The organism is Bacillus sp. FSL K6-1560, from assembly GCF_038592935.1.
GTDB lineage: Bacteria > Bacillota > Bacilli > Bacillales > Bacillaceae > Bacillus > Bacillus subtilis.
The window spans coordinates 531,104-554,757 of sequence record NZ_CP151946.1 but is presented as its reverse complement, the minus strand read 5'-3'; the positions used below and the strand labels follow the sequence as shown (position 1 = coordinate 554,757).

The window sequence follows — 23,654 nt, the reverse complement described above, 5'->3', positions numbered from 1 at the left end:
TCCCTTTTCATGTATTTTGCGTCTGAACAGGGAAGCTTATGAGTTCATTTTTGTGCATAAAGAACAAAAAAACGTCTGCCTCTTGAAAATTCCACTATTCCCCAGTAAACTAAGGATAGTTAACCAGTTAACAATTAAATCAGAGAGGCAAATTGATGAACAACAGCATTCATGATGAATTATTTCAAGCTATACAACAATTCGCATTAAAAAGAGATAAACGCGTCTGGCAAAAGGTGCAGATTCCGTCCTCACAACATCTCGACCACCTCAAAAAAGACTGGACATTGACCCAGCTTCACATTGTTTCCTGTTTACATACCAGCAAAAATGTGAATAACAGCTTCTTAGCATCCCGCTTACATATCTCAAAAGCAGCTGTTTCAAAAGCAATTCAAGCTTTGTTGAAACATAACATCATTACAGTGACAAAAAAGCCGGGCAACAAAAAAGAAATTTTTTATACGTTAACTGAAAGCGGCAAAGAACTGGCGGGGTTACATGAACGGCTTCATCAAAAAGCAAAGGAGCAATACAAACAGCTCTTCAATGAATTTTCAATTGATGAGTTGAAAACAGTGACTGCGTTTATTAACTTGTGGATCAAGCATATGTAAAAAAGCCTCACCCGCACGGGAGAGACCTTTCCATATTATTAAGCCCTGTCAAATACAATATGAAGTGAGACGGGTCCGCGTGTATACAGACCGGACTCAGCATAACAAAAATCTTCCTCTAATCTGATATTCCGCATCTTATCCAGCACAATATTAGCTACAATTTCGATTTCGGTTTTGGCAAAAGCTGCTCCTACACAGTTATGAATGCCGGATCCGAAAGCGAGATGCCGGGCGGCGCCGCTAAAAGCGCTCTTGATGCCAAGATCTTCCCGATGAATATTAAACACGTCAGGCTGTTCAAATGCTTCAGGGTCCCGGTTAGCCGCACCGATCATACAAAAAACAATCGTATCTTTTTTGATTTCCATACCGCCGACCACTGTATCTTGGGACAGCTGCCGCGGAATCAGCTGAACCGGCGGTTTATAACGCAATGTCTCCGCAATGGCTCTCGGAACTAACGAACGGTCAGCCAAAACATCATTCATCTGCTCAGGATTGTTGAGCAAATGGTAGATCATCAGTGCCAGCGTCTTATCAGCCGGTTCCGTTGCGGCTAACAGCACATTAAGAATCAGTGCGAGTATATCCTTGTCCGACATCGCCATGCCTTCATATTCAGAAGTACATAGGATGGAAATTAAATCTGATCCCGGATTGACGCGACGTTCTTCAATGACCGGCATCAAGTATTGGGAAAGCTGTTCGCTGCACCATAACGAATGTGCCCGCGCTTCAGGAGATTGAGAGATACTCGTGATAAAATCGGCAACTCCGCTGTGCCACTCAGAGATTTTTTCATGGTCTCTTTTATCCAGCCCGAGCATGTCCATCGTGACGCACACCGCAAACGTCTTTCCAAAATCATTGACGAGATCAATTTTCCCTCTTTCAAGATAAGGCGCTAACAAGTTTTCTGCATTTTGTTTAATCAATGGAGACAGATGATCCAGTGCGTCACCGATGAAGCTTCTCACTACAATTCTTCTTTTGGCAGAGTGTTCTTTTCCATGCATTTGGGCCAGCACAGGGCCTCGCATTACTGGTTCGGCACGCTCAACAAGTGATTTCGTCGTGAAAATATCCGGATGCTGAAGGATATAGCGGACATCATGATAGCGGCTGATAAAATAACTGTCTATCGACTCTTCATAATGAACCGGATCTTCCTCCCGCAGTTGTGAAAAATAAGCATATGGATTGTTTTGAAATTGATCAGAAAGCACACTAAACAATTTAATCGATTGGCTCATGTTTTACTCCCCCTATCATCCTTCACATGTGATCCGTTTCTCAGAAAGCATCTGCGCCATTTCCTGTACAATGAGATACCCTTGATTCGGCCGCATACAAATAGAAAATTCATGGTTACTGATCTTCTCACCGAGCTTCCACGGACGATGATAAGCAAGGAGCGTCTCTTCCACCTCTAAAATATCCGGAGCTCCGATAAAAAACGGCAGCTCAGCTATGACATATTCCACAGCCAAATTCAGCATATCCTCACTGACTTCTTCCATCATCAAACTGACGCCCCGTGCACGCCCGATTATCGCTTCACGAGACATGTCCAAACAAGCATGTCGAAAATGAGGCTGCTCAAAAAAAGCATGTTCAACTTCTTGTCTCAACAGCTGGTAGGCTTTGTTATCCATAAAATCAGAAAATGTATGAATCGCCTTCGGATCCCCGCCATGAGCCACAAGAGCTCTTTCTGCAAATCTCCTGTTTCGTGATACCTCTTTCCTTACTTTTCGTTCAGCCTTTCCTCTCGGAGTTCCAAGCGCTTCTAGAAGATTAGCGGCCTCATGCCCCGCAAGTAAAACAGAAACGCTTTTAAATTGAGCTTTCGCCCATCCAATTAATCTGTAAATATAATCCTCTGAAAACCTGCTGTTAAATGGGCTGATCCCCACCAAAACATGCCTGCGCCGTTCAAATATTTCTCTGCAGTTTTCCGTTAATGGCTCAGCAATAAAACGCACAGACCTTCTTTCCGTTACCATTCCGGTCATCTCATTCACCCCTAAAACTTATCCCGCTTTAAGTCATCACCCTCAAATACAAGATGGAATAGCTAGAACAACTGAACAAGACGAATGGCAGGCATCACTTAAAGTTTCCAAATGTTTTTTAAGATTTTAATAATCATTTTCAATACCCATATCATGATAAATGTTTACTAGTAAACATTAGTCATTTTATCCCTTTTCCTTCCAAACGTCAATATGATCTGTGCCCAAATATTTGAAAATAAATGTAAACATCACATTTTCCACACACTTTTTACACGCATATTCAGCATGACATATCAACAAATAGTCTAAACACCAACAATTGACAACGAAAACAAGAAAAGATAAAATAAAATTGTTCACCAGTAAACTATTTGTTTTAGTGTTTCATCGTAAACTATTATTCCTAAGAAAGAAGGTAGCCTATGTCTGATTTGACAAAACAGATGATATACGACATATACGTGAGACTGCTGCACCTTAATGAACAAAAAGCGAACACTTCACTTCAGCAATTTTTTAAGGAGGCCGCAGAAGAGGATGTAGCTGAAATTCCCAAAAATATGACAAGCATTCACGTCATTGACTGCATCGGCCAGCATGAACCCATTAACAATGCGGGGATTGCCAGAAAAATGAACTTATCGAAAGCGAATGTAACGAAAATCAGCACAAAACTGATCAAGGAAGAATTCATTAACAGCTATCAGCTGACAGATAACAAAAAAGAAGTTTATTTTAAATTAACCCGTAAAGGCAGACGGATTTTCGACTTACATGAGAAACTGCATAAAAAAAAGGAGCTGGCTTTTTACCAATTCCTCGATTCATTTTCACAAGAAGAACAAAAGGCTGTATTGAAGTTTCTAGAGCAGTTGACGTCAACACTTGAAGCAGAACAAACCGATGGGACTCCGGACAAACCTGTAAAGTAAACAAAAAGGCGGTGTACACTTTGGCTCATACAAAATCAAAGGCAGTATTGATCTTATACACTGTTTGCTTCAGTGCATTTTTTGCATCTTTAAGCCAGAACATTTATTCACCTATTCTTCCGATCATTAAAGAATCATTCCATGTTTCCACAGCTATGGTGAACCTGTCAGTCTCAGTTTTTATGATTGTGACAGCAATAATGCAAATTATATTAGGAGCGATCATTGATTTTAAAGGCGCTCGGATCGTCTTGATTACCGGTATTCTGGCAACGGCAGCAGCCAGCATCGGCTGTGCGGTGACTACTGACTTTACTTTGTTTCTGATATTCAGAATGATACAGGCAGCCGGTTCCGCAGCACTGCCTCTTATTGCTGCCACAACGATCGGACAGCTGTTTACAGGCAATGAACGCGGGAGTGCAATGGGAACGTATCAAATGCTCCTGTCTGTCGCACCGGCTATTGCCCCAGTTCTAGGAGGATTCATAGGCGGAGCAGCCGGATACGAAGGGATTTTTTGGATACTTGCGGCCATCTCGATCGTTTTGCTGGTGACAAACAGCATCACCTTTCCTAAAGATTCTCCAACTGAATCTATGCAGCAAGCCAAAGGCAATGTGTTCGCTCATTATAAATCAATATTTACAAATCGAACAGGGAACGTCATTTTGACTTTAAGTTTTGTTCTCTTTTTCATTTATTTTGCAGTAATTGTCTACCTCCCAATATTGCTGACAGAGCATTACCATATAGATGTGGGTATAGCAGGACTGTTATATTTGCCGCTGGCGCTGAGCACGATTGCAGGTACGTTTCTGTTTAAAAGAATACAGGCAAAAATCGGGCTGCACACCTTGTTTATCGGAAGCAATGTGATTGCCGCCTGCAGCATCATTTTATTTGCTGTTACACATTCCGTTTCTCTCGTTCTCATGGCTCTGACGCTGGCACTGTTTGGCATCTCGATGGGGGTTATTCCTCCCTTGTACTCTACAATGATTACTAATGAATTTGAGCACAACAGAGGGAGTGCAATCGGAATGTTTAACTTTATCCGATATACAGGCATGGCAGCAGGTCCGATGGTATCTGCCTACTTGCTCACAATGATGCCGTCTGCCATGTCCTTTAGCCTCCTAGGCCTTGGATTTGCCGCATTGAGCTTTTGCCTTCTTCCGCCAATGTTTTCGCCGCAGAAGCGCACGAAACAAAAAAAGCACCACATGTAAAAAAGCTGCCTTTGCGGGCAGCTTTTTTTATTTTTTTCTAAGCGGCTCTAAAATGCCTTTTTGAATCAGCAAATGGAAGACCGACAGGATAACGGATGCCCATATCGCTGTGCCGAAGCCGTCGATTTGAAAGCTGTCACCCATAATGGACGCGGTCATCATAAGCGTGATGGCGTTAATCACAAACAAGAAGAGTCCAAGCGTCACCATGGTGACCGGCAGTGTAAAGATAATTAAAAGCGGTTTAATCAGCACGTTTAAGATCGATAAAATGAGGCTGGCGATAATCGCTGCCCCAATGCTGCTGATATGGATGGAGTCAATATATCCATCAATGACGATTAATAACAATGCATTGACTAAAATGCTGACTGCCCATTTTACCATGTCATTTCATATCCCTTTCTGACGGGACGATAAAAATCCAAATGATATAAATGAGCAAAACCGGCAAGACACTTGTCATAATGGCTAAGATGACAGTTATGACTCTGAGGAGTGATGCGTCCCAATTGAAATATTCCGCGAGACCTCCGATAACACCGGCGATTTTCTTATTTTTTTCTGAGCGATAAAGCTTATTCATTCGATCACCTCTGTGAGTACTTTAGTTTGATGGCGCCTGTTAGTGATTCTGAGAAGACGGTGATGTTTTGATCATGTGCCTGATTTGAAGTGAACATCATTTCTTTTTGAATGGTATCATTTTTTTCCTTCAGCATCTCAACATCCATTAATTCATGGGACAGCGAACCAAGATTGCTTTTCAGCTCTGCCTTCACTGCGAGATCGTCCGGAATCGCAAGCTCCACACTTCCAGTCGTTGTTTTTGCATAAATGGAGCGGCAGTCTGATTCTGTTACGTTAATCGCAATATTTCCGTTAAAGCTTTGAACGTCAATGGATTCGCTTTTCCCTCGGAGATCGATCAATCCGTTAATGGTTTCCGCTTCTATCGTTCCGCAGCTGTGGTTGGCAAGCTTAATTTGCCCGTTGGCCGTTTCAGCTATGGCTTTTTCGGCTGTTAAGTGCGAGAACGACAGCACGCCGTTTGTCGTTTTCGCTGAGAACTCTTTTACATGTAAATGTTCCCCTCTGACCGGACCGTTAAACAGCTTCACTCGAATCTTATCATACTCCTTCTGAGGAATATACAAAGTGACATTCGTTTTCATCGTCTTTTTCTCAGTACGGATAAAAAACTTATTTCCTTTGATTTCACATTCAATATGCTGAAGAAATGCGTGTCTCGCCGCATCCTGGCTATCAGCGCGATATACCTTCGCCTGGCATTCCGCTCTGATATCGTCATCTTCCCAAGGGACGATATTCACGCTGCCATTGGCAATTTGCAGCTCAACACTGGAAAAGTCAGTATCTTTAAATTGAAAAATGTGCTGAACATCATACGCATGGCCAAAGTTTAAATCAAGGTCAACTTCCTTGACCTTTTTTACAGCAGAATCAATCCAGTCAAACAGCTTGGCTCCTAAAGACGGCTTGCCGCTTTCTTTTTTTGCCGTTGTAAATGGCTCTTCCTCGTCATGAACGTGAACTGAGAGCGCTGTGATTTTCTCTTCTTTTTCCTTGTAGTCGCTGTCAAGCTTTTCAATCAGTGTCAAAGCTTCTTGTGCTGTAAGCTTCCCTTCCTCAACAAGCTTAAGGATTCGTTCCTTTTCTTGCTTCATTACGATCTCCTCCCCATTGTCTACTTATGCTGCACGCAGGACCTTAATGCCCTGAATCACATTCCAAATAATAATGCCAATGACAACTAAGAAATAAATAACCGCTCCCCCGATGATTACAAATACAGGAAGCAAGCTGTCTCCATCAATCGCAACGGCTCCGCCAAGTAAAGCAATAAAAAGGAACAGCCAGCCGACAAACGGAACTATGTGAGAAATAAGAGAGCGTATCGCATGGCGTTTTGTTTCTTTCTCATTTACAACAAAATATGCGACAATCGGCACAATGATTGGCGCAATGAACACACTGAAATAACAAAGTGATGCAATAATAGCTTGATTACGGTTCAATTCATTCCACACTCCTATTGTGAATTGTCCATGACAAAAGATCAGGGACGTTTTACTTATTTATACGTTTAAAATCTCTTCAGGTTTCAAATTCATTCTTTAGACATGCTCCGATTTACGGAAATTGGATTTTAAAAAGTTTTAGAAGTAGAATCTTCCGGCTATACCGATTACAATATGTAAAAAGCTTACGGCAACCAAGGAGGCTGGACAAGCAATGGAGAAAGATCCCAGTGACTATACAGTAACACAAGAATCAGTGTTAAAGCTGATTCATGAACAAAAAAGAATGAATCGTGAAATGATCGCCGAGCTTGAGCAGATTCACGGACCCTTCCCGATCTCTCACGATATCCAATATATAAAAGTGCTGCTCGACAGCAGCAACACGCATATTGTTCAAGATTTAATGAGTGTAAGTAAGCAGCTGTATAAGAAGACTTTGTAATTGCGGAAAACATATCATTCATTATAACTGAAACAAAGCTAAAGGTTAGATGACAATATCTTGCCTTTTTTGTTTTGAAAAAACAAGTGATTCCCTGGCTGTCACAAAATGATTGTAACAAAAAAAGCCTGCCGGCACATCCAGTTAATGGACTCTGTCGGCAAGCTGTAACTATCAGAAAGAGATAGCCGTTCAAAATTAACGTAACAATTGAAGCACGTTTTGCGGCTGTTGGTTTGCTTGAGCAAGCATCGCTTGAGAAGCTTGAGAAAGAATGTTGTTCTTTGTGAAATCGCTCATTTCTTTCGCCATGTCAACGTCACGGATGCGAGACTCAGCAGCTGTTAAGTTTTCAGAAGAAGCACCAAGGTTGTTGATTGTGTGCTCTAGACGGTTTTGTACCGCACCAAGTTTAGCACGTTGGTTTGAGACATTGTTGATTGCAGTATCAATACTTTCAAGTTGAGTATCAAAAGGAGTATTAGCAAAATCTGTTACATTAAGTGCGTTTACTCCTAAAGCAGTTGATGACATGCTGTCAATGTTAACTGTAAGCTGCTGGCCAGCATTTGCTCCAATTTGGAAAGTGAAACCATCAGTTTCAGTACCATCTAATAACTTTTTGCCGTTGAATTCAGTACGATTTGAAATGCCATCAACTTCCTCAATAAGCGCATCCATTTCATCTTTAATTGCACCAAGATCTTCTGCTTGTTGTGTACCTGTGTTTCCTGCTTGAACAGTAAGTTCACTTCTAAACCTATTATGCCGTAAAGAAAAAGCTTGCCTGCTAAGCCCAAGGATGGACTTGCTGACAAGCTGTCCCCTCTTAACAGAGGGTTTTAAGATGTAGCTGTTTCTTTCGCTTTCAAGAGCGATTTCATGCGTGTTTTGTCACGTTCGATAACAGGCTTCAAATAACGGCCTGTATATGATTCTTCCACTTCAGTGATTTCCTCAGGCGTTCCTGACGCGACAATGGTTCCGCCCCCGGCTCCGCCTTCCGGGCCCAAATCCACAATGTAATCGGCTGTCTTAATGATATCAAGGTTGTGCTCAATAACAAGTACAGTGTCTCCGTTGTCTACCAACCGTTGCAGCACGACAAGAAGCCTGGCGATATCGTCGACATGCAAACCTGTCGTTGGCTCATCTAAAATGTAGAGCGTGCGTCCGGTCGAGCGTTTGTGCAGCTCTGACGCGAGCTTCACGCGCTGCGCTTCTCCGCCTGACAAGGTCGTCGCCGGCTGGCCGAGCGTAATATAACCTAAACCAACATCATAAAGGGTTTGGAGCTTGCGTTTGATTTTCGGGATATTTTCAAAGAAAGAAAGAGCATCTTCAACCGTCATATCAAGCACATCAGAGATGCTTTTTCCTTTGTACGTCACTTCAAGCGTTTCACGGTTATAGCGTTTGCCGTGACACACCTCGCATGGAACGTATACGTCAGGAAGGAAGTGCATTTCAATTTTAATAATCCCGTCTCCGCGGCAGGCTTCACATCGTCCGCCCTTCACGTTGAAGCTGAAACGGCCTTTTTTATAGCCGCGGACCTTCGCTTCATTTGTCTGCGCGAATACATCACGAATGTCATCAAATACACCGGTGTATGTCGCAGGGTTGGATCTCGGCGTTCTTCCAATTGGCGCCTGGTCAATGTCAATGACTTTGTCTAAATGATCCAAACCTTTAATCTCTTTATGGCTGCCGGGCTTCGCTTTCGCTTTATGAAGCTTTTGCGCCAGCGCCTTATGCAAAATTTCATTAACGAGTGTACTCTTTCCTGAACCGGAAACACCTGTAACTGCTGTAAACGTCCCAAGCGGGAACTTGGCATTCACTTTTTTCAGGTTGTTTTCTGAAGCACCTTTAATTTCAATGTAACGTCCGTCCGGCTTTCTTCTTTCAGGAGGCAATGGGATAAACTTTTTCCCTGATAAATAGCTGCCCGTTAATGAGTTTGGATCTTCCATCACTTCTTCCGGCGTACCCGCAGATATCACCTGTCCGCCGTGAATGCCGGCTCCCGGTCCAATATCTATTAAATAATCTGCTGCCATCATCGTGTCCTCATCATGTTCGACAACAATCAGCGTGTTCCCGAGGTCTCTCATATTTTTCAGAGCGCTGATCAAGCGGTCGTTATCACGCTGATGCAGACCGATAGACGGCTCATCTAAAATATAAAGCACACCGGATAAACGCGAGCCAATTTGAGTCGCCAGCCTGATGCGCTGTGCCTCTCCCCCGGACAATGTACCCGCTGCCCTGCTCAATGTCAGGTAATCGAGGCCGACTTTGTCCAGAAAGCTTAAGCGCTCCACAATTTCGCGCAAAATCAAATTGGCGATCTGCATATCCTTCTCAGAAAGGGTAAGGTCTTTAAAGAAGGCAAGTGCGTCGGCGACAGACAGCTCGGTAATTTTTCCAATGTGGCGGCCGTCAATCAGTACGGCAAGCGCCTCTTTCTTTAACCGATAGCCTTTGCACGTCGGACAAGACTTCTGAGACATATACTGCTCCATTTGCTCACGTATGAAATCGGAGCCTGTCTCCTTATAGCGTCTTTCAATGTTGCGCAATACGCCTTCAAATTGAATTTCACCTTCGCGGATTTGTCCAAAATCATTTTCATATCGGAAATAAATCAGGTCATCTCCGCTGCCGTACAGCACTTTATCCAGTTGATGCTTCGGCAAATCTTTGACCGGCACATCCATATCAATCCCGTAGTGGGTGCAGGCTGCCTCAAGCAGCTGAGGATAATATTGTGAGCTGATCGGTGTCCAAGGGGCGACCGCATTCTCCTTCAATGACAAATCTTGATTGGGGATGACAAGATCGGCATCCACTTCAAGCTTCATTCCGAGACCGTCACACGTCGGACACGCCCCGAACGGACTGTTAAACGAAAACAGACGCGGCTCAAGCTCACCAATTGAAAATCCGCAGTGCGGACAGGCATGATGCTCGCTGAACATCAGCTCTTCCTCACCGATGACATCGATCATAACCCGTCCTTCACCTAAACGGAGCGCCGTTTCCAATGAATCTGACAGCCGGGCTGCCACGCCTTCTTTCACGACAATCCGGTCAATGACTACCTCAATGGAATGCTTCTTGTTCTTTTCTAATTCGATATCGTCGGAAAGCTCAGCCATCTCGCCGTCAATTCTGACTCTGACATAGCCTTGTTTTCTAATCTGTTCAAGCACTTTGACATGAGCGCCTTTTCGGCCCGAGACAATCGGCGCCAGCACCTGAAGCTTCGTCCGTTCCGGGTATTCCAGAATTCTGTCCACCATTTGCTCGATGGTCTGGGATGTAATCTCAATTCCGTGTTCCGGACAATGAGGCTTCCCTACTCTCGCATATAAAAGACGCAGATAATCATAAATCTCAGTTACCGTACCGACAGTAGACCTCGGATTGCGGCTCGTTGTTTTCTGATCAATGCTGATGGCGGGAGAGAGCCCCTCAATTGCATCCACATCCGGCTTATCCATTTGCCCTAAAAACTGGCGGGCATAGGCAGACAGCGACTCGACATACCGTCTCTGTCCTTCAGCATATATCGTGTCAAAGGCAAGGGAGGATTTACCTGATCCGGACAAACCCGTGACAACGACAAGCTGATCTCTCGGAATCGTTACATCTATATTTTTCAGGTTATGCGCCCTGGCTCCCTTCACCTCTATCCGATCCATAGCCATTTGTTCATCATCCTTCCGCTTTTAGCTCTAAAAGTAAATCGCGAAGCTCCGCGGCTCTCTCAAAGTCAAGCGCCTTGGCGGCTTCCTTCATTTCATGCTCCATCTGTTCAACGACTTTCTGGCGTTCTTTCTTCGTCATTTTCGACAGCTTCGGCGCGGCTTTTGTTTTGTATTCCGCTTTATCCTCAGCTGCTACTGTGGCACGAATGACATCGCGAATTTCTTTATTTATCGTTTTCGGCGTAATGCCGTGCTCTTCGTTAAACCGCTCCTGCTGCTCGCGGCGGCGTTTTGTTTCATTAATCGCAATTTCCATAGACTTCGTTATTTTATCGGCGTACATAATGACGCGGCCTTCCGCATTTCTGGCTGCCCGTCCGATGGTCTGGATCAGCGACCGCTCCGAACGAAGGAAACCTTCCTTATCCGCATCCAAAATCGCAACAAGGGATACTTCGGGAATGTCCAAACCTTCCCTCAACAGGTTGATGCCGACAAGCACATCGTACTTGCCAAGGCGCAGGTCGCGGATAATTTCAATCCGTTCAAGCGTCTTGATCTCAGAATGCAGATAGTTTACTTTAATGCCGATTTCCTTTAAATAATCGGTCAGATCCTCTGACATCTTCTTCGTCAAAGTTGTCACAAGCACCCGTTCATTCCGCTCGATTCTTGCTTGAATTTCGCCGATCAAGTCGTCAATCTGACCTTCGATTGGACGGACGTCAATAAGCGGGTCAAGAAGCCCCGTCGGACGAATGATCTGTTCGACCATTTCATCTGTATGTTCAATCTCGTACGGCCCTGGTGTTGCTGATACATACACGATATTGTGCATATGCTTTTCAAATTCCTCAAAACGAAGCGGACGGTTATCAAGCGCTGATGGAAGCCGGAAGCCGTGATCCACGAGCACCTGTTTCCGCGCCTGGTCTCCGTTAAACATGCCGCGCACCTGAGGAATTGTCACATGCGACTCATCCACCACGATCATAAAATCGTCTGGGAAATAATCAAGAAGCGTATACGGCGTTGAACCTGGAGGCCGCAGAGTCAAATGTCTTGAATAGTTCTCGATGCCGGAGCAGAAACCCATTTCACGCATCATTTCAAGATCATATCTTGTCCGCTGCTCTAAACGCTGCGCTTCAAGGAGCTTTCCGTTTTCATGCATGACCTTCAGCTGCTCCTCAAGCTCCTTCTCGATATTTTGAATCGCCTTCTCCATTTTCTCGGCCCGCGTTACGAAGTGGGATGCCGGGAAAATCGCAACATGATCTCGGTCGCCGAGAATTTCTCCTGTCAGCGCATCTACTTCCCGAATCCGTTCGATTTCGTCACCGAAAAATTCAACTCTGACACAATGCTCATCACGGGATGCCGGAAAGATTTCCACTACATCCCCGCGCACACGAAATGTACCGCGCTGAAAGTCGATATCGTTGCGGGCATATTGGATGTCTACAAGTTTTCTGAGCAGCTCGTTGCGCTCAATTTCCATTTCACTCCGCAATGACACGACCATTTCCCGGTATTCCTCAGGCGAACCGAGGCCGTATATACAAGACACACTCGCAATAATAATGACATCTCTGCGCTCAAACAAAGCTGATGTGGCGGAGTGTCTCAGTTTATCAATTTCATCATTAATACTAGCGTCTTTCTCTATAAATGTATCCGTTTGAGGCACATACGCCTCCGGCTGATAATAATCATAGTAGCTGACAAAATACTCGACAGCATTGTTCGGAAAAAATTCCTTGAACTCACTGTAAAGCTGTCCAGCAAGGGTTTTGTTATGGGCAATCACGAGAGTCGGCTTATTGACTTCTTTAATCAAATTAGACACCGTAAATGTTTTCCCAGTTCCTGTCGCACCCAGCAGAGTCTGATGCTTCTTGCCCTCCTGAATTCCTTTCACAAGCTTTTCAATGGCTTTCGGCTGATCTCCCTGGGGCTGATATTTCGAGACTAACTCAAAGCGATCTTTCACAAAAATAAGCCTCCGTTTCTTTAACGAAATCTTCCTATAGATATAGTAACACAATGGAAAGCAAAATCACTAAAAATACGAACTAAAGTTCGGTGGTTTTTTATTTCCAGCTGTTTTTGTGTATAAAAAACCTGCTTTTAAATCGTAAAAGCAGGTATTCAGTCTTTATATTCATTATGTCCGATTTATTCTTCTTTTTTCTCTGCAGCTTTTTTGGCCATATACAGTCCCCCAGCCACAAGAGACACAACATCCAATCCTACAATAAAATACGTTTCTGTATAGCCTTTTAAATAAGAGGCAAACAGCAATGCAGCTGTTAAAGCGATCGCCACATAATGATTAAAGGTGACTCTAGTAAATAGAACAACAAGCATAAAAGGGAAAAACAATGCAAAAACGGCTTTTGTAATCAACAAAAACCCTCCTCAGGGATTCTTCATCTGATCTGATTATAGTAAAAAATGAAGAATCGGACAATCGTGCATTCGCTCCCTCTCCTACACCATACCCCTTTTCAGCCAAAATCAATCACCATATTTGCATTTTGGTGCCGGTCAAAACTTATTCCATGGTGCCGCTGTTCTAATCAGCGGCACTTTTTTTATTACATCATCAAGTCCGCCGCCAGATTCCGAGAATAAAAGAAAATAGGCATACAGTACCAGTACGGCCGCATTTTTCAGGATAATATAACCAACTTAACTATTCATTTTATTTAGGACTTTCTGCGTTTGACAGCATTTTCCTGAAAACCTACAATTGAATGATAGTGTTTACTATCATTTTTTAAACACAGGCTCCGCAATAAAAAGACTAGAGAGAAAAACAAAATGAATGAAGAAAAGAGGGGTTTCAAATATGTATTCTGTTTTATTTCGCCAGGCAGAAGAGTCCAGCCAGCTGGCTGGAGCAAAAGGAATGAATTTGATTAAATTGACCAAACACGGTCTTCCTGTTCCGGACGGGTTTATTATTCAAACGAATGCGCTCGCACGTTTTATGGAGGACAACCAGCTTCAAGAGACTAGCGAAAACGTCGAAAGCGGGATCATTTCCGGAACATTTTCGGATGAGCTGAAAAATGAGCTGACTAGTTCCTTTTATAAGCTTAGAGAATCATATCGATCCGTAGCCGTGCGTTCTTCGTCTGCTTCGGAAGATTTAGAAGGCGCCTCATTCGCGGGTCAATATGAAACCTACTTAAATATCAAAACAGAGGAAGAGTTTCTGGCTAAAGTGAAAGAATGCTGGGCCTCATTTTTTTCTGGGCGGGTCAGCAGCTATAAGAAAAAAATGAACAATCAAATCGCAGAGCCGTTAATGGGAATAGTCGTTCAGGGGCTGATCGATTCAGAAATGTCAGGTGTTATCTTCAGCCGCAACCCTGTTACCCATGATGATAGAGAGCTTTTAATCAGCGCCAGCTACGGGTTGGGTGAAGCTGTTGTTTCAGGAAGTGTTACCCCAGACACGTTCATTGTTAATAAATCTTCGTTTGAGATTCAGAAAGAAATAGGTGCAAAGGAAATCTACATGGAGTCTGCGGCAGAAGGAATTGCTGAAAAAGAAACGAGTGAAGACATGCGCAGCCGTTTTTGCCTTACAGATGAACAAGTGATTGAATTGGCTGAAATCACAAAAAAAACCGAAGACCTGTACGGATATCCTGTCGATATAGAATTTGGAATTGCTGATCATCAAATATACCTTCTGCAAGCTCGCCCGATTACAACCATTGATCAGGACAAAAAGGCGGCAGAAGAAAAACGCAGCTTCATGATTACCGACACTGATATGAATGATTTCTGGCTTAACATGGAGTCTAATATTGAAGGTCCGGTGAGTCCGTTATTTTCATCCTTCATCGTGCCGGCATTGGAATATGGCTTGAAGAAGAGCATGCAAAAGTTTCCGATTGGTGTAGTTGTTGATGAAGTAAAACTTTATCGCGGACATATTTATTCCAAAAACCAAGGTGGACAGCAGCCTCCTTCTGAAGACTGCGGCAAAGAGCTTTTCCCGATTTTATCGGAGCATATGTATGACATCATCAATCACACATACCTCCCTTTTTACCGGACACTGGACCAGCTCGCACAAACTGAGCATACCGCAGAAAGCGCACTGGATGCTTTTCAAAAACTAAAGGCCTTTTATCTCACGGCTTATGAAGAGCACTTCAATATCGTTTTCCCGCAAATCCTTTTAACAAACAAACTGCAAGCGATGTATCAGGACATTCAAGGAGAGTCCGAAAACGCTCATTTTTATGAGATGCTGACAGGAAAAATGAACAAATCACTGGAAACGGACCGTTGCTTATGGCTATTTTCTATGGAAGTTCAGGAGAACCCGAACCTTCTGACCATTTTTGAAAACAACAAGCCTGAACAGCTCCAGGAGAAATTAGAACAAACAGATGAGGGGAGACACTTCCTGAAGAACGTCCATGAATTCTTGCAAGAATACGGATGGAGATCTGTTAAAAGTCATGATCTGATTGAACAAATCTGGGTGGAAAATCCGTATTTCGCTCTGGCTAATATTCAAAATTATGTCCGTAATGGCTATCATTTTGACAATGAATTTCAGAAAACGAAAGAAAAACGAGAGAAATTATACAATGAATTCTTGGAAAACATAGAAGATCCCGGTTTGCGCACCGAATTTGACCGCTATTATCAATGGACACTGAACTCTGCAAATATAAAAGATGATCACCACTTTTATATTGACGCCATGCTGGATGCCAAGGCGAGAATCTTTCTGCTGAAGATAGGTGAATTGCTGGCGGAAAACGGTGTCATTCAAGATCGTGAGGACCTTTGGTTTTTATATGACGACGAAGTGGAACAAGCGCTTCTTCACCCTGTATCCCTGCAAGAAAAGGCTGAAAAACGCAGACAGATTTTTCATGAGTATGAGCTGGCCCAAGCCCCTGCCTACCTCGGCACCCCGACAAAAGAACAGCTCAAAGCAGCTGAAGAAATTGTCGGCGCTGTGATAGAGGATGAAAAAAACACAGAGAATCATATTTTTGGCATTGCGGCATCAAGCGGCATTGCGACAGGTCCGGTGAAAATCATTCGGGACGCCAATGAATTTTCTCAATTCGCGCCTGGGGACGTACTCGTTTGCAAGATGACCACACCGCTATGGACCAGCCTGTTTCAAGACGCCAAAGCGATTATTACAGACACAGGCGGCATTTTGTCTCACGCTGCGATTATTGCCCGTGAATACGGCATTCCAGCCGTTCTCGGCACACGCACGGCAACCGAAAGACTGCGAGACGGTGACATCATCACTGTTGACGGAAGCAGCGGCAAAATCACAGTTGTCAGCCGGTCCTGATGCGTCCCCCTCTTTCTTATACAAGCGGGGCGGGTGTATACTTGTCCTGCCAGTATACTCGTGAGGTGAAACGTATTGAGACCGACAAACAAGAGAATCCTTGACGCTGCCATGCAGCTGCTCGTCAAAAAAGGATATCGCGCAACAACTACAAAAGAAATTGCAGAAAAAGCAAATGTAAGTGAAGCGACGATTTTCAGGAACTTTAAAAACAAACAAGGACTAGTTGAGGCTTTGCTTTCTCAGCATTCTTCAAACAGAGGCAGCATTTTGGAACAAACAGAAGGGGATTTGTACAAAGACCTGCTTCATATCGGAACCTGTCTCTTGGAGGAGCTCGAACATAGAAAAGATATCATTAAAATCAGCTTTCGTGAACCGGCCATGTTTCAGGATGTCATTAACCACGTCACTGAATATCCCCAATCTATGAAACAGCTATTGGTTGATTATCTCAAAACAATGGGTGAGAAAGGGGTTATTCAGACAGGAAATGAAGCGGAGCATGCCGACGTGTTCATGTCGATTATCTTCGGTTATTTCATTCACCGTCTCCACTTAGGAGACCGGGTCATATCAATGCCCCAGGAAAAAATGCTGGAGCACAGCACAGCTCTATTTGTCAAAGGAATTTCTGCTGATTAACTCCTTGGCATAATAAAAAGGAGGATCCCAATGAGCTCAAGAAAAGAATGGGCGCTGATCGTCTCGCTATTATTGGGGGCCATTCTGGCTCCCATTAATTCAACGATGATCGCGGTCGCGCTCTCATCTATTTCCCATACGTATAACGAGTCCATCGCAAGCATCACTTGGGTGGTTACCGTTTATTTAATCGTGATGGCAGTCACACAGCCGATTGCAGGAAAGCTCGGTGACATGTACGGCAATAAAACAATGTACTTATGGGGAGTCGGCCTTTTTCTAATCGCATCTCTAGGCTGCGCCCTTTCACCGAGTCTGCTCCTGTTAATTGTTTTTCGGGCATTGCAGGCTGTCGGCGGGGCATTGCTTACGCCAAACAGCATTGCCATTATCCGGCATGTTGTTTCTGAAAAACGCCTACCGAAAGTGTTTGGATTTTTCGGACTGGGTGCGGGACTTGGTGCAGCACTCGGGCCTTTTATCGGCTCTATACTGATTGACAGCTTCAGCTGGCATTCGATTTTTTGGGTCAACATCCCGTTCCTCGCTATTGCTTTATTTACGGCATTAACGATGTTTCCTCAATATAAAGAAAATAAATCTGACGCGCCGCTGGATATCATCGGCTCTCTCTTGCTTGCAGGCAGCATCGTTTCCATTATCCTGCTGACGAAAAATGAGGCTCCATGGGGATATGCGGTATACAGTGTATTGATACTTCTTTTTGTTCCGCTTTTTTTCAGAAGAGAAAAACGTACCAAGCACCCTATCATTGACTTTGCACTGTTTAAAAGCTCAACCTTTACAAATGCGAATTTATCAGTCTTGTTAAGCAATTTGATGATGTATGCCGTCTTATTGATTATGCCGTTATTTATGACGAACCAATTTGGGCTTAATACGTCTAACAGCGGGATGGCGCTTTCTGTATTTTCAATCTTCATGTCAGCCAGCAACTGGGTGGGCGCGCAGCTCCATCACAAATGGGGAGCCAAAAAAATCATTTTTCTTTCATTTGCCATGATGGCTGGTGCGAATCTATTATTTTTGCTGTTAAGCAGCTCGCATTCTGTCTTGTTCCTCATGCTCTCTCTTATCCTTGGCGGGCTCGCTTCCGGAGTCGGTCTGACCAGCATGCAGGTGTCATCCCTTGCCACAGTAGACCCCGGAATGTCAGGAGTGGCATCCGGTATTTTCTCGACCTTCCGTTATTTCGGAAGCATCATTTCATCAGCCTTAATTGGCCTGATTTCGGGATATCACATCCTATTTATGATTCTCTTTGCTGTATCCATCATCGGCGTTTTTGTTTCATTGGGCATCAAATCTGATGAAACGGCACGGATAGAAAAAAACTCAGCGTAACACAAAACAGCCCGGCATCGCATCTTCCTGCGGTGCCGGGCTGCCTTTTATGATCCAGAAGCGACTGCTTCGTCTTCACGGTCATCCTTTACGAAGAGGATGCCCAATTCATGATGTTCTCCTTCATAAGAAGCTCGCTGGTCAAAACGAATTTCTCCATTCAAACCGATAATTTCAAGCTTCACATATGCACGGTTATGCTGAAGCGCTTCATAGAAATCAGAAACGTTCTTAACCGGTATGCCATTGACTTTCGTTATGATTTCCCCGATTTTCAATTCCAGGTCCTCAGCCGGCGTATTGGGGATAATCCCAAGCACCATTAAGCCCTGATCCCTTTTCGAGAAGTAAAACGGAGCCGCGTTATCATTCACTCTTTGCTTTATGGACAGAAAAATGCGCCCTAACAAAGCAGTACAGACCGCTGCACCCGCAAGCGGCGTCCACAGTAAGCTCGCTGCACCGAGAACTGCGACGGCAAGACCGAGAATACAAACGCGTTTCGCTGTGATCCTTATACTCGTTTCAGGCAGCGATCCCTGTACCCTTTGTCCAAATCCGACAAAGTAAGGAATCCATAGAAAATGGAATGAGCCGCCGGGAACAGTAAACACGGGCCACCAGCTAAGGTGCGATTCTAAACCATTACCGGGCACGAGAAGGAACAGCGGCAAAAGCCAAACCCGGTTTGCCAGCTGCTGTCCGATCGGCAAACCGCGGCTGCTTACGACAAGTGCCGGTGATGTTCTCACATGCGCAGAACGATAAGCAACCGCTCCTTCAGTGATAATCAGCAAACCTAGAAACACAGCTACAGCCGGCCAAACAACTGCAAATCCTTGCGGAAATCTCTCCAGAAAGGGCTCCGCCTGATATATTTGCAGTCCAAAACCTATCAGCATACTCACACTGACGATATATGCAGCAGACATCCAGTTTGCGCGAAGAGTGAACGCTGCCGCTGCAGTGATAACGGCAATAATCGCAAGTAAACCGAGAGGAATCGATATTCCGAGTCCACCTAAAATAACTGACAAAAGAAGACCTGGAATCAGTCCCTTTGTATATGTAAATTTCAGATCATCATAAATATCTGCTATTCTTGTATGAAAGGTTTTTCGTTCCCGTTTGATTCTTACATAGCCGAAAGCCAGGGTTATGATGATAAAAAACCAGAAAAGCGGGTGTAAGAAGAACAGGCCCGCGCTTTTTAACAGTTCAATTCCCCATTGAACAGACACTATCTCTCACCGCCTCAAGCCAAACATGTTACTTATATTCTATCAAATATTAAATGGCTTGGATATCCTCAGGAGAGTTTATCTCTCTTGCGTCATCCACAGCGTGACATTCGATAGTGAAAAATCCTTTAAATAGTGGTTTACATCCACATCCAATAACCCGCTGATTAGATGCATCGACCTTTTTATATCTGTCAGATTAATTCCTAATCGCTTATGATTTTTCATTAAGTAGTTAAAATAATGTTTGGCGCATTCCTCATTAATGTCATTTACTGATTCGACATTGGTGTAATTGACCAAATATCTGCTGAACAGCATAAGAAGACTTAGTGCTTTTGTAGCTGAAAATGTTACGTCTTGTGTTCTGTCTTTTAATTGTTCCACTAATTCATAATATTTTTTTTCACGCACAATACTTGCCCTCTTCAATTGTGAACCCCCATTTTCTTTATACAGATAAGCACGGGCCAGTATAAGCAGCAGTACTGGAGTGCTAACAAGCATTCTCGCTAACGTTACTCTTTAAATACCTGTCGTTCAGCTGCCATTAACCTGATTACTGTTCTTTTTAGAACCTTCTTATATTGTATGAAGTAAACAAAGACTAGGCAACTTGCAAAAGTTTCATTTTAAATGCATATTAACTCGTTAGAAAGTCTCTCTCATATATTGATATCGGGTAATAACAGTCCTTTATAAATGTTTATTTGTGAAAATTTTTTTAATTTCTTGTCAAAAACTCATTTTTTATGTGACTTATGATCCATAATCTCTTTAAGCACAAAGAAACAGGAGATGGAATACCATCTCCTTTAATTGACAAATAATGATTTCAATGCTGTTTGAAGCTGCAAATCATTTTTTTCATCTGATTTTTTCTTTTCTATCTGCCGGTTTAATGTCTCTGCAGTGCGAGTGTCGATCACACCGGTTTTATTCAGCTTGTTTTGATCCTGAAAAGCCATAACCGCTTTTTTCATGTCTTTGCTGAAATAGCCATCCTCACGTCCCGGATCAAAGCTGAGACCTTTTAACAATACCTGCGCATGCTTGACGTCTTCATTGTTCATGTCCACTTTAAGCGGCTCTTTCAGCTGTAAAGGCCCGGCGGAAAAATAATCGGGCTGCTTAATCGCAATGGTCGGTTCAATTCCTTTCTTATGAATCCAGTTTCCATTTGGCGTCAGCCACTTGTAAAGCGTTAATTTGATGTTGCTGCCGTCCCCCATTGGCACAGCCTGTTGAACCGTTCCCTTTCCAAAAGACGTATCGCCTACAACATCATAATGACCAGCTTCCTTTAATGCGCCGGCAAGAATTTCTGATGCAGAGGCACTTCCTTTATCCGTAATCACATTGACAGGGTACGCTTTTTTATGGGTCAATGTTGAAAAATAACGTTTTTTATCCCCATTGCGTTCAGCAATCTGAATATACGGCTGATCCTTTGTAACGAAATGCTTAAGAATTTCTTCCACACTTTGAAGATATCCGCCCGGGTTGCCGCGTACATCAATGACAAGTCCTTCTATTTCTTTTTTCTCAAGCTCCCTCAGCGCTTTTGCAAAATCCTCTGCGGTGTGCTCAGAAAAAGTAGAGATGGCAATATATCCGACAGAATGCCCCTGTACTTTTTTCTCTGATGCAAAAACCGTTTCGAGTGGAATCTCAGCTCTCTTGATCCGGAATGACAGCTGCTTCTTCGTTCCAGGCCGCTGAATCTTCATTGAAACGCTGGACCCTTTTTTTCCTCTTATTTTTAACACAGCGTGGTTTAAATCCTTGCCGGCCATCGATTCTCCATTGATGCTGATAATTTCATCATTAGGCTTCAACCCGGCTTTTTCCGCTGGCGATTTCTTGAATGGAGAAACAATAATAATTTTGCCGTCTTCCATGCCAACCTCAGCCCCGATGCCTTCAAATGAGGAATCAAGAGAATCAGAAAATTGCTTAGCTGTCTGCTTATCCATGTAAACAGAATAAGGATCATTTAGCGTAGACAGCATTCCCTGGATGGCTCCCTCGAGCAGCTTTTCTCTATCTACTTTTTCTACGTACTCATTCGAAATTAACTCATACGCTTTTTCGATTTTGTCCATAGCTTTATCCCGTTCAGAGTCAGCTTGTGCCGTCGTGGGAACTGCTGCAGTCTGGGGCTTATCCATCTCAAGCAGGTTGATTCCCGCATATACACCGGCGCCTCCGAACAGCATGCTCCCTGCTGCTATCACAGCCATTATTTTTTGATTCATCCTTTACTCCTCCTGTATGCCAGACTGTCTTTACCAAAACCTAGAGATAGTATATGTAAAGGATGGAGATTTCATGTAATCATAGAAGAAAAAGAAGGCAAATGAAAAGCCGTCCCGAAAGCGGAACGGCTTTTTCACTTTATACTCGCAAAAACTTGCGGATGGAAGTCAGACTTCCCCATACTCCAATTACTGCGCCGATTGCAATCAGCACTAGCGAAACTTGGAATACAAATGGATTATAAGGAAGAAGAGAGACAAATGATCCTTGAACCTTTGGAACGACCCATCCGATGACGTATTGGTAAGTGCTCAGCACCAGTGCAATCGGAATCACAGAACCGAATACGCCTAGCAGCAATCCTTCAAGGAAAAACGGCCAGCGGATAAACCAGTTTGTCGCGCCGACAAGCTTCATGATTTCAATTTCTTTTCTTCTTGCGAAAATTGTAATTTTAATGGTGTTGGAAATTAAGAACATCGCCGTAAATACCAGGCCGATAATTAACGCGATTCCAATGTTGCGGGAAACGCCGACCACTTTAAACAAACGGCTGACCTCTTCTTTTCCATAAGTGACTTTATAAACATGATCCATTTTTTCGATCTTTTTCGCCACGTTCGGCGTATCATGCGGATCTGTCGTTTTGACGACAAACGCATCATTAAGCGGGTTTTCCTGATCCTTCATTGTCAGAGATTTTCCGCTGTCACCAAAACTGTCAACCAGCTGGTCAAGCTCTTTTTCTTTAGATGAAAAAGTAACACTCTGAATGCCCTTCAGTTCCTTAATATCGTTCTGAAGCTTGTCCTGTGCCTTCTGATCTGCAGTCAGATCAATCAGCACTTTGATTTCAACTTGTTTTTCAGCATTCGTGGCCATGTTATTCAAATTCAGCATAATCACTAAAAACACGCCGACTAAAATCAGCGTAACGGTTACAGCACTAATGGATGCAAATGTCATCCATGTGTTTCTACCGAGAGATTTAAAACTCTCACGCAAGTGGCGCCCGAGAATTTTAATCATATGAACCATACTCCCCTCTTGACTCATCACGCACAATGATACCATCTTCGATTGCAATGACACGTTTCTTCATGGTGTTTACGATTTCTTTATTATGTGTCGCCATCACGACTGTTGTCCCACGGTTGTTAATTTCCTCCAGCGTCTTCATGACTTCCCAAGACGTATCCGGATCAAGGTTTCCTGTCGGTTCATCAGCAATGACAACATCAGGATTGTTCACAATTGATCTTGCAATAGATACACGCTGCTGCTCCCCGCCTGAAAGCTGGTCAGGAAATTGTCGCGCTTTATGCTTCAACTGCACGAGATCAAGCACTTCAAGCACCCGTTTCTTAATGACAGACGGCTGTTCTCCAATCACTTCAAGGGCAAATGCCACATTTTCAAAAACAGTAAGTTTCGGAAGAAGCTTGAAATCCTGAAAGACAACGCCTATTTTGCGGCGCACGAAAGGAATCTCTTTTTCTTTAATTGTCGCGAGATCTTTATGATTGATTAAAATTTGTCCTTTTGTCGGTTTTTCTTCTCTGTAAATCATTTTAATAAAAGTAGATTTACCCGCTCCGCTCGGACCAACAACATACACAAACTCGCCGGGATGAATGGTAACAGAAATCCCATTGAGCGCTTTTACGCCGTTCGGATAGGCTTTATATACTTCCTTCATCTCTATCATGAAATCACCTAATCTTTTATATCATTTTATCTATCACACGGTCATACTCTTCGAATGCATTCGACAATTTATGACCCATTC

General features: G+C 43.5%; 21 protein-coding genes and 1 pseudogene. 7 read left to right on the top strand and 15 right to left on the bottom strand.

Annotated features, from left to right (window positions below; genetic code table 11):
- Nucleotides 1–155 precede the first annotated feature (155 nt).
- Complete coding sequence (locus NYE22_RS02975) at nt 156–617, top strand: MarR family transcriptional regulator (protein WP_021480697.1); 462 nt, start codon at nt 156–158, stop codon at nt 615–617.
- Nucleotides 618–655: 38 nt separating this feature from the next.
- On the opposite strand, the gene cypX is transcribed toward NYE22_RS02975, so the two are convergent.
- Nucleotides 656–1,873: a pulcherriminic acid synthase gene (gene cypX, locus NYE22_RS02970; protein ID WP_021480698.1), complete on the bottom strand. Its 1,218-nt coding sequence runs from the start codon at nt 1,871–1,873 to the stop codon at nt 656–658.
- A 15-nt stretch (nt 1,874–1,888) separates the two neighbouring features.
- A complete protein-coding gene (gene pchC / locus NYE22_RS02965) occupies nt 1,889–2,635 on the bottom strand; it encodes a cyclo(L-leucyl-L-leucyl) synthase (protein WP_101501508.1) in 747 nt (248 codons plus the stop codon).
- A gap of 425 nt (nt 2,636–3,060) precedes the next feature.
- Between pchC and pchR the strand changes: the two genes are divergently transcribed.
- Both pchR and NYE22_RS02955 read left to right on the top strand, forming a co-directional pair.
- Nucleotides 3,061–3,570, top strand: coding sequence for a pulcherriminic acid biosynthesis transcriptional regulator PchR (gene pchR / locus NYE22_RS02960; RefSeq protein ID WP_003228073.1), 510 nt, complete (start codon nt 3,061–3,063; stop codon nt 3,568–3,570).
- Nucleotides 3,571–3,590: 20 nt separating this feature from the next.
- Nucleotides 3,591–4,802 (top strand): MFS transporter, encoded by a 1,212-nt coding sequence (locus tag NYE22_RS02955; RefSeq protein ID WP_003228068.1) that lies wholly within the window; start codon nt 3,591–3,593, stop codon nt 4,800–4,802.
- A gap of 27 nt (nt 4,803–4,829) precedes the next feature.
- Here NYE22_RS02955 and NYE22_RS02950 read toward each other — a convergent pair whose 3' ends face one another.
- Genes NYE22_RS02950 through yvlA form a run of 4 tightly spaced genes read right to left on the bottom strand, consistent with a single transcriptional unit; the run spans nt 4,830 to nt 6,841 of the window.
- On the bottom strand, nt 4,830–5,189 hold the full coding sequence (locus NYE22_RS02950; protein ID WP_003228066.1) for a phage holin family protein: 360 nt from the start codon (nt 5,187–5,189) through the stop codon (nt 4,830–4,832).
- A 1-nt stretch (nt 5,190) separates the two neighbouring features.
- Entirely contained in the window at nt 5,191–5,388 is a 198-nt protein-coding gene (locus NYE22_RS02945; RefSeq protein WP_003228065.1) for a PspC domain-containing protein, read from the bottom strand.
- 4 nt (nt 5,389–5,392) lie between these two features.
- Nucleotides 5,393–6,490: a DUF4097 domain-containing protein gene (locus NYE22_RS02940; protein WP_038829905.1), complete on the bottom strand. Its 1,098-nt coding sequence runs from the start codon at nt 6,488–6,490 to the stop codon at nt 5,393–5,395.
- 24 nt (nt 6,491–6,514) lie between these two features.
- Nucleotides 6,515–6,841 (bottom strand): protein YvlA, encoded by a 327-nt coding sequence (yvlA, locus tag NYE22_RS02935; RefSeq protein ID WP_003244375.1) that lies wholly within the window; start codon nt 6,839–6,841, stop codon nt 6,515–6,517.
- Between the two features lie 217 nt (nt 6,842–7,058).
- On the opposite strand from yvlA, the gene NYE22_RS02930 reads away from it, so the two are divergent.
- Nucleotides 7,059–7,289, top strand: coding sequence for a hypothetical protein (locus NYE22_RS02930; protein ID WP_003235419.1), 231 nt, complete (start codon nt 7,059–7,061; stop codon nt 7,287–7,289).
- 198 nt (nt 7,290–7,487) lie between these two features.
- Here the strand turns inward: NYE22_RS02930 and NYE22_RS02925 are convergent.
- The 4 genes and pseudogenes from NYE22_RS02925 to NYE22_RS02910 all read right to left on the bottom strand — a co-directional run.
- Nucleotides 7,488–8,051, bottom strand: a pseudogene (locus NYE22_RS02925) (flagellin); the annotation flags it as partial.
- 80 nt (nt 8,052–8,131) lie between these two features.
- The gene (uvrA, locus tag NYE22_RS02920) at nt 8,132–11,005 is read right to left on the bottom strand and encodes an excinuclease ABC subunit UvrA (RefSeq protein ID WP_101501510.1); all 2,874 of its coding nucleotides are present in this window, start codon (nt 11,003–11,005) and stop codon (nt 8,132–8,134) included.
- 7 nt (nt 11,006–11,012) lie between these two features.
- A complete protein-coding gene (gene uvrB, locus NYE22_RS02915; protein WP_024573253.1) occupies nt 11,013–12,998 on the bottom strand; it encodes an excinuclease ABC subunit UvrB in 1,986 nt (661 codons plus the stop codon).
- A 185-nt stretch (nt 12,999–13,183) separates the two neighbouring features.
- Nucleotides 13,184–13,414 carry a CsbA family protein gene (locus tag NYE22_RS02910; protein WP_003228053.1) on the bottom strand — a complete coding sequence of 77 codons (231 nt, stop codon included), beginning with the start codon at nt 13,412–13,414 and terminating at the stop codon, nt 13,184–13,186.
- 445 nt (nt 13,415–13,859) lie between these two features.
- On the opposite strand from NYE22_RS02910, the gene NYE22_RS02905 reads away from it, so the two are divergent.
- The 3 genes from NYE22_RS02905 to NYE22_RS02895 all read left to right on the top strand — a co-directional run bounded on the left by NYE22_RS02905 (nt 13,860) and on the right by NYE22_RS02895 (nt 18,365).
- A complete protein-coding gene (locus tag NYE22_RS02905) occupies nt 13,860–16,355 on the top strand; it encodes a PEP/pyruvate-binding domain-containing protein (RefSeq protein ID WP_114523626.1) in 2,496 nt (831 codons plus the stop codon).
- Between the two features lie 75 nt (nt 16,356–16,430).
- Nucleotides 16,431–17,000: a TetR/AcrR family transcriptional regulator gene (locus NYE22_RS02900; protein ID WP_003244088.1), complete on the top strand. Its 570-nt coding sequence runs from the start codon at nt 16,431–16,433 to the stop codon at nt 16,998–17,000.
- Between the two features lie 30 nt (nt 17,001–17,030).
- A complete protein-coding gene (locus tag NYE22_RS02895) occupies nt 17,031–18,365 on the top strand; it encodes an MFS transporter (protein WP_032726943.1) in 1,335 nt (444 codons plus the stop codon).
- Between the two features lie 47 nt (nt 18,366–18,412).
- On the opposite strand, the gene minJ is transcribed toward NYE22_RS02895, so the two are convergent.
- The 5 genes from minJ to ftsE all read right to left on the bottom strand — a co-directional run bounded on the left by minJ (nt 18,413) and on the right by ftsE (nt 23,573).
- Complete coding sequence (gene minJ, locus NYE22_RS02890; protein ID WP_003242631.1) at nt 18,413–19,606, bottom strand: cell division topological determinant MinJ; 1,194 nt, start codon at nt 19,604–19,606, stop codon at nt 18,413–18,415.
- A gap of 78 nt (nt 19,607–19,684) precedes the next feature.
- The gene (swrA, locus tag NYE22_RS02885; protein ID WP_015251121.1) at nt 19,685–20,038 is read right to left on the bottom strand and encodes a swarming motility protein SwrAA; all 354 of its coding nucleotides are present in this window, start codon (nt 20,036–20,038) and stop codon (nt 19,685–19,687) included.
- A 383-nt stretch (nt 20,039–20,421) separates the two neighbouring features.
- A complete protein-coding gene (gene ctpB / locus NYE22_RS02880; RefSeq protein ID WP_342412278.1) occupies nt 20,422–21,864 on the bottom strand; it encodes a carboxy-terminal processing protease CtpB in 1,443 nt (480 codons plus the stop codon).
- A gap of 139 nt (nt 21,865–22,003) precedes the next feature.
- Nucleotides 22,004–22,894: a permease-like cell division protein FtsX gene (ftsX, locus tag NYE22_RS02875; RefSeq protein WP_009968247.1), complete on the bottom strand. Its 891-nt coding sequence runs from the start codon at nt 22,892–22,894 to the stop codon at nt 22,004–22,006.
- The gene (gene ftsE, locus NYE22_RS02870; protein WP_003228039.1) at nt 22,887–23,573 is read right to left on the bottom strand and encodes a cell division ATP-binding protein FtsE; all 687 of its coding nucleotides are present in this window, start codon (nt 23,571–23,573) and stop codon (nt 22,887–22,889) included. The genes ftsX and ftsE overlap by 8 nt, the downstream gene beginning before the upstream one ends.
- Nucleotides 23,574–23,654 lie beyond the last annotated feature (81 nt).